The sequence below is a fragment of the Bradyrhizobium sp. IC3195 genome, from assembly GCF_020193585.1.
In the GTDB taxonomy this organism is placed as follows: Bacteria; Pseudomonadota; Alphaproteobacteria; order Rhizobiales; family Xanthobacteraceae; genus Bradyrhizobium; species Bradyrhizobium yuanmingense.
The window spans coordinates 1-6,242 of record NZ_JADYVG010000050.1 but is presented as its reverse complement, the minus strand read 5'-3'; the positions used below and the strand labels follow the sequence as shown (position 1 = coordinate 6,242).

At 64.5% G+C, this 6,242-nt stretch carries 6 protein-coding genes; all 6 read right to left on the bottom strand.

The window, feature by feature from the left end; translation table 11 throughout:
- Positions 1–182: 182 nt before the first annotated feature.
- The 6 genes from I6F09_RS36895 to dnaK all read right to left on the bottom strand — a co-directional run bounded on the left by I6F09_RS36895 (position 183) and on the right by dnaK (position 5,861).
- A complete protein-coding gene (locus tag I6F09_RS36895) occupies positions 183–494 on the bottom strand; it encodes a DUF1330 domain-containing protein (RefSeq protein WP_225190179.1) in 312 nt (103 codons plus the stop codon).
- A gap of 26 nt (positions 495–520) precedes the next feature.
- Positions 521–1,231, bottom strand: coding sequence for an orotidine-5'-phosphate decarboxylase (gene pyrF / locus I6F09_RS36890; protein ID WP_225190178.1), 711 nt, complete (start codon positions 1,229–1,231; stop codon positions 521–523).
- 6 nt (positions 1,232–1,237) lie between these two features.
- Positions 1,238–1,816: an NAD(P)H-dependent oxidoreductase gene (locus tag I6F09_RS36885; RefSeq protein WP_225190177.1), complete on the bottom strand. Its 579-nt coding sequence runs from the start codon at positions 1,814–1,816 to the stop codon at positions 1,238–1,240.
- 55 nt (positions 1,817–1,871) lie between these two features.
- On the bottom strand, positions 1,872–2,471 hold the full coding sequence (locus I6F09_RS36880; RefSeq protein WP_225144152.1) for an rRNA adenine N-6-methyltransferase family protein: 600 nt from the start codon (positions 2,469–2,471) through the stop codon (positions 1,872–1,874).
- Between the two features lie 88 nt (positions 2,472–2,559).
- Entirely contained in the window at positions 2,560–3,696 is a 1,137-nt protein-coding gene (gene dnaJ / locus I6F09_RS36875; RefSeq protein WP_036024343.1) for a molecular chaperone DnaJ, read from the bottom strand.
- A 263-nt stretch (positions 3,697–3,959) separates the two neighbouring features.
- Positions 3,960–5,861: a molecular chaperone DnaK gene (dnaK, locus tag I6F09_RS36870; protein WP_036003245.1), complete on the bottom strand. Its 1,902-nt coding sequence runs from the start codon at positions 5,859–5,861 to the stop codon at positions 3,960–3,962.
- Positions 5,862–6,242: the final 381 nt, after the last annotated feature.

Sequence of the window (6,242 nt, the reverse complement as noted above, 5' to 3'; positions counted from 1 at the left end):
CTCTTATCCTCCCCTGGAGGGGGAGGGTCGGCACGCGATCGAGCAAAGCGAGATTGCGTGACGGGGTGGGGTGACGGTCTCTCCGCGATGAGCAGTGCCCGAGAGGAGAGATCACCCCACCCCGCTCGCGCTGCGCGCGATCGACCCTCCCCCTCCAGGGGCGGGTAAGACGGGATCGAGCCTCAGCCGTCCTGCGGCTGCGCGCCGTCGTAGCCTTCGATGATGATGAGGTCGGCGATCGAGTGCGGCTGGCGCACCTTGATGTTGGCCTGGTATTCCGGCGAGTTGTAGCAGGCGAGCGCGGTCTCGTAGTCCGGGAATTCGATCACGACATTGCGGTTGCGGCTGGCGCCTTCGACGGCGGTGAACTTGCCGGCGCGGACGACGAAGCGGCCGCCCCATTTCTTGAAGATCGGGCCGTTGGCGATGGCGTAGGGCTTATAGCCCTCGTCATTGCTGACGTCGACACGCCCGATCCAGTAGCCTTTTGCCATTGTTCTTCTCCCTGTTGTTTAGTGGGTTAGCCTAGCCCCTGCGCGATCTCGACGTGGATGGCGTCGGCGACCGACTTCGGATCGGCGGCCTCGACAACCGGGCGCCCGACGACGAGATAATCCGCGCCGGCGGCGATTGCACGGCTAGGCGTCATGATGCGCTTCTGGTCGCCGCTGGCGGCGCCCGCCGGACGAATGCCGGGGGTGACGAGGCTCATCTGGTGGCCGACGATCTTGCGCAAGGCCCCGACCTCCTCCGGCGAGGACACGAGGCCGTCGACACCGAGCACCTGCGCCTGCTGCGCACGCGCCTCGACCAACTCCGATACGCTGAGCCGATAACCTGCCGCATGCAAATCATCGTCATTGTAGGACGTCAGCACGGTCACAGCGAGGATCTTCAGGCTAGCGCTGCCGCGGCCTTCGACGGCGCCCTTCATGGTCTGCGGATAGGCGTGCACGGTGACGAAGGTCGCGCCCAGCTTGGCAACGCTCTCCACGCCCCGCATCACCGTATTGCCGATGTCGTGCATCTTGAGATCGGCGAACACCTTCTTGCCCGCATCAGTGAGCTTGCCGATCAGCGGCAGGCCGCCGGCATAAGCGAGCTGATAGCCGATCTTGTAGAACGTGACGCTGTCGCCGAGCTTCGCGATCATCGCCTCCGCGGCATCAACGCTCGGCAGATCGAGCGCTACGATCAGGCGGTCCTTCGGGGCGATCTCGGCTGGCGTCATGTCACCTCACATCATGCGTTGGGAAACGTCGATCAACTGCGCCACAAGCTGCTTCAGCGCGGCGATATCACTCTCGTTCTTCAGCCTGTCCATATCGTCATAGGCCTGGTCGGCAAAGGCGAGGGTGAGCTGGCTGGCAATCACATTGGCGTGGCAGGAGGTCAGGATCAGCCGCAGGGCCTGCAGCGCGCGGGCGGCGCCTAACCGGCTCTGCGACGCGCCGGCAAGCGCGAAGACACGGTTGCGGAACACCTCGCCGCGCGCCTCGTGCAGCTCGTGCACGCGGCTGACCCAGTCGATCGCGTTCTTCAGCAGCGGCGGTACCGAGGCGTTGTATTCGGGCGAGACGATGAGGACGCCATGATGCGCGCCGATCATGCGCTTCAGATTGATCGCGTGCTTGGGCACGCCGGATTTGGCCTGGAGATCGCCGTCATAGATCGGCAGCGGAAAATCGGCGAGCGAGATGCGGGTGACGTCGACGCCGGCCTGAGCAAATTCATAGGCCGCCGCCGCCGCCAGCTTCGCATTGTGCGAGCCGGTGCGCAACGAGCCGGGAATGATCAGGATCTTGGGAGCTGGCATCCAATCCCATGCGTTCGGCGAAACGAGCCCGCCGCGCAAAGAGGAGCCGGCGGAATTAATGCTTGCGATACACCCAGACGCGGGCCGGCGGAAGGTTCATCCAGATCCGTTCCGAGGCCTCTGTGGACACGCCGGACAGCGATTTCGGGATCGGCGGCACCACCGCATAGGTGAACTGGATGAAGGGCGCACCGGGCGCGAGCGCGGTGAAGGCATCGCGAATGAGCCGCAGCCGCGTCAGCATCGGCTTGGTGACGAGCGGCAGGCCGGACACGACCGCGCTGGCCGGCGCGCTCAAGACATTCCAAAGCGTGTCCCGCAGGCGGTAGGCATCGCCCTGCACCACCTTGGCTTGCGGGTAGCGATCGCGCAGCAGCGCGCAGAAGCCGGGATTGTATTCGACGAGAACGAGACGCTTCTGGTCGATCCCGCGCTCGATCAGCGCGGACGTGATGGCGCCGGTGCCGGGTCCGAGCTCGACCACCGGTGCGTCCGAATCGGGATCGACATAATGAGCCATGGTCCGCGCCAGCAGCTTGCCGGACGGCATCACCGCGCCCATGTGCAGAGGCTTTTCGATCCACGACCTGAGAAAGCGCACCTCGTCATCGAGACGAGGCTTCTTCAACGCACGCGCGGACGATGGCAATGGCATGTCGGGACCGGACGGAACCGCGGGACCGCGGCGTGTCAGAAAATGGTCATAAAGACGTATAGGCCGGAGGCGATACGGTCAAGACGAGTCAATTCGCCCGATTGCCGAAGAAATCCTTGACCTTGGCGAAGAAGCCCTCGGCTTCCGGCTGGGTGTTGCCGGAGGAGAGCTTCTCGAACTCGGCCAGCAATTCCTGCTGCTTCTTGGTCAGGTTCTGCGGGGTCTCGACCATGACCTGGACGTACATGTCGCCCATCTGGCGCGACCGCAGCACCGGCATACCCTTTGATGCAATGCGGAATCGGCGGCCCGACTGGGTGCCCGCGGGCACTTTCACCTTGGTCTTGCCCTTGTCGATGGTCGGCACCTCGAATTCGCCGCCGAGCGCGGCGGTCACCATCGAGATCGGCACACGGCAATGCAGGTCGGCGCCGTCACGCTGGAAGAACTGATGCTGGGCCAGCGACAGGAAGATGTAGAGATCGCCGGGCGGCCCGCCGCGGACACCAGCCTCGCCCTCACCGGCGAGCCTGATCCGTGTGCCGTCCTCGACGCCTTGCGGAATGTTGACCGAGAGCGTCCGCTCGCGGGTGACCCGCCCTTGTCCCGCGCAGGACGGGCAGGCGTCCTCGATCATCTGGCCGCGGCCCTGACAACCCGGGCAGGTCCGCTCCAGCGTGAAGAAGCCCTGCGACTGCCGCACGCGGCCGGCGCCGCCGCAGGTCGAGCAGGTCTTCGGCTTGGTGCCGGCCTTGGCACCGATGCCCGAGCAGGCCTCGCAGGTGACCGAGACCGGAATCTCGATCTGCGCGGTCTTGCCGCCAAAGGCTTCCTCGAGCGTGATTTCCATGTTGTAGCGCAGATCGGCGCCGCGCTCGCGGCCGCCGCGGCCACGCTGTCCGGCCATGCCGAACAGATCCTCGAAGATGTCGGAGAAGGAGGAGGCGAAGCCCGCGCCGAAACCGGCGCCGCCGCCGAAGCCGCCGCCCTGCTCGAACGCGGCGTGGCCGTAACGATCATAGGCGGCGCGCTTGTCCTTGTCCTTCAGGACCTCGTAAGCCTCGTTGATTTCCTTGAACTTGACTTCGCTGGTCTCATCCCCGGGATTGCGATCGGGATGGAATTTCATCGCCAGCTTGCGGAACGACGACTTCAGCTTGCCTTCGTCGGCGTCGCGTTCGACTTCGAGGGTCTCGTAATAGCAGCGCTTGGTGGACGTGGACATGATGAGCTCGGTCTATCCAATCGCGATTCAAGTTGGCGCGGAACAACGCTGACATGCGGCGGTATGAGCGCCCTTCGACCTTGCGGCAGAGGAGAGCCTGGCAGCGCTGAGAATAACGGCTGGGAATTGATCGATCGTAACGGGGTCGACTTTGAAGGAGTCACGGCCCGCCCGTCCCGACGACACGACGGCCTCCCCCGTGAGGGAGGAGGCCGGTAGCGTGTGTGGGGTCCAAGCCGTCCGCATCGTCACCCTCTCGGGGCTTAAGCGGACTTCTTGTTGTTCTTGTCGTCGTCGACCTCGGTGAATTCCGCGTCGACGACGTCGTCCTTGGCCGCATCCTTCTTGGCGTCGGCCTCGGCCTGCTGCTTGTACATGGCCTCGCCGAGCTTCATCGAAGCCTGCGCCAGCGTCTGGGTCTTGGCCTTGATCGCCTCGGCATCGTCGCCCTTCAGCGCTTCCTTGAGGTCGCTGACGGCGTCCTCGATGGCGCGGCGCTCGCTCTCGGCAACCTTCGAGCCGTGCTCGGCCAAAGCCTTCTCGGTCGAATGCACCAGGCCATCCGCCTCGTTCTTGGCGGTGACGGCCTCGCGGCGCTTCTTGTCGGCCTCGGCATTGGCCTCGGCGTCCTTGACCATCTTCTCGATGTCGGCTTCCGACAGGCCGCCGGAGGCCTGGATGCGGATCTGCTGCTCCTTGCCGGTGGCCTTGTCCTTGGCCGAGACGTTGACGATGCCGTTGGCATCGATGTCGAAGGTCACCTCGATCTGCGGCATGCCGCGCGGCGCCGGCGGAATGCCCATCAGGTCGAACTGGCCGAGCATCTTGTTGTCGGCTGCCATTTCACGCTCGCCCTGGAAGACGCGGATGGTGACGGCATTCTGGTTGTCTTCAGCCGTCGAGAACACCTGGCTCTTCTTGGTCGGGATCGTGGTATTGCGGTCGATGATGCGGGTGAACACGCCGCCCAGCGTCTCGATGCCCAGCGACAGCGGGGTCACGTCGAGCAGCAGCACGTCCTTGACGTCACCCTGGAGCACGCCGGCCTGAATTGCGGCGCCGATCGCCACGACTTCGTCCGGGTTGACGCCCTTGTGCGGCTCCTTGCCGAACAGCTGCTTCACGACTTCCTGGACCTTCGGCATGCGCGACATGCCGCCGACCAGCACGACCTCGCCGATCTCACCGGCGGTGACGCCGGCGTCCTTCAGCGCCTTGCGGCAGGGCTCGACGGTCTTCTGGATGAGGTCGTCGACCAGCGCCTCGAACTTGGCGCGGGTGAGCTTCATCGTCAGATGCTTCGGGCCGGTCTGGTCCGCGGTGATGAAGGGCAGGTTGATCTCGGTCTGCGTCGTCGAGGACAGCTCGATCTTGGCCTTTTCAGCGGCTTCCTTCAGGCGCTGCAGGGCGAGCTTGTCGTTGCGCAGGTTGATGCCCTGCTCCTTCTGGAATTCGTCGGCGAGATAGCCGACGAGGCGCATGTCGAAGTCTTCGCCACCAAGGAAGGTGTCGCCGTTGGTCGACTTCACCTCGAACACGCCGTCGCCGATTTCGAGAATGGAGATATCGAACGTGCCGCCGCCGAGGTCGTACACGGCGATGGTGCCGGCCTTGGTCTTGTCGAGGCCATAGGCGAGCGCGGCCGCGGTCGGCTCGTTGATGATGCGCAGCACTTCGAGGCCCGCGATCTTGCCGGCGTCCTTGGTCGCCTGGCGCTGGGCGTCGTTGAAGTAGGCGGGAACGGTGATGACGGCCTGCTCGACCTTCTGGCCGAGATGGGCTTCCGCGGTCTCCTTCATCTTCTGCAGGATGAAGGCGGAGACCTGCGAGGGCGAGTAGGTCTGGCCGTCGGCCTCGACCCAGGCGTCGCCGTTGGAAGCCTTCACGATCTTGTACGGGACGAGCTTCTTGTCCTTCTCGACCATCGGGTCGTCGTAGCGGCGGCCGATGAGGCGCTTCACTGCGAAGAAGGTGCGCTCGGGATTGGTGACGGCCTGGCGCTTGGCGGGCTGGCCGACGAGGCGCTCGCCGTCATCCGTGACGGCGACGATCGAAGGCGTCGTGCGCATGCCTTCGGAATTCTCGATGACTTTGGCGTTCTTGCCATCCATCACGGCGACGCACGAATTCGTGGTGCCGAGGTCGATCCCAATGACCTTTCCCATGGTCCTGATATCCTTCTTTTTGCGGCAGGTTGGCTGGGCCCAAGAGGCACCCGAACCGAAACCCCCTAAGATCAAACATCCGCGATATTGCGATGATTGAGGCTCATATAGGAGGGGGGGAGGGGCCCGCAAGGACCGAAGCTAGGTTTCTGCCGCTAAAACATCGGGTTTTGGAAGGTGATATCCGGGCTCAACCGCCCTTGCGGGTGAGGAATTATTAACAGGTCCGGGCTTCGGCAAGCCCCCGCACCCGCGAGCCCGCCCGCCCTGTTGCGGCGAGGCCAAACCGGCTAAAAGGCGGACCGACCGCACGGCCGGCGCAGCTGCTTCGCGCGACAAAGCGGCCCGGTGGCCGACCATCGAACGGCCTCAATGTGAACC

What these genes read in the sequence shown, in the direction of transcription:
- I6F09_RS36895 (WP_225190179.1), bottom strand. Translation starts at nt 494, where the DNA reads ATGGCAAAAGGCTACTGGATCGGGCGTGTCGACGTCAGCAATGACGAG.
- pyrF (WP_225190178.1), bottom strand. Translation starts at nt 1,231, where the DNA reads ATGACGCCAGCCGAGATCGCCCCGAAGGACCGCCTGATCGTAGCGCTC.
- I6F09_RS36885 (WP_225190177.1), bottom strand. Translation starts at nt 1,816, where the DNA reads ATGCCAGCTCCCAAGATCCTGATCATTCCCGGCTCGTTGCGCACCGGC.
- I6F09_RS36880 (WP_225144152.1), bottom strand. Translation starts at nt 2,471, where the DNA reads ATGCCATTGCCATCGTCCGCGCGTGCGTTGAAGAAGCCTCGTCTCGAT.
- dnaJ (WP_036024343.1), bottom strand. Translation starts at nt 3,696, where the DNA reads ATGTCCACGTCCACCAAGCGCTGCTATTACGAGACCCTCGAAGTCGAA.
- dnaK (WP_036003245.1), bottom strand. Translation starts at nt 5,861, where the DNA reads ATGGGAAAGGTCATTGGGATCGACCTCGGCACCACGAATTCGTGCGTC.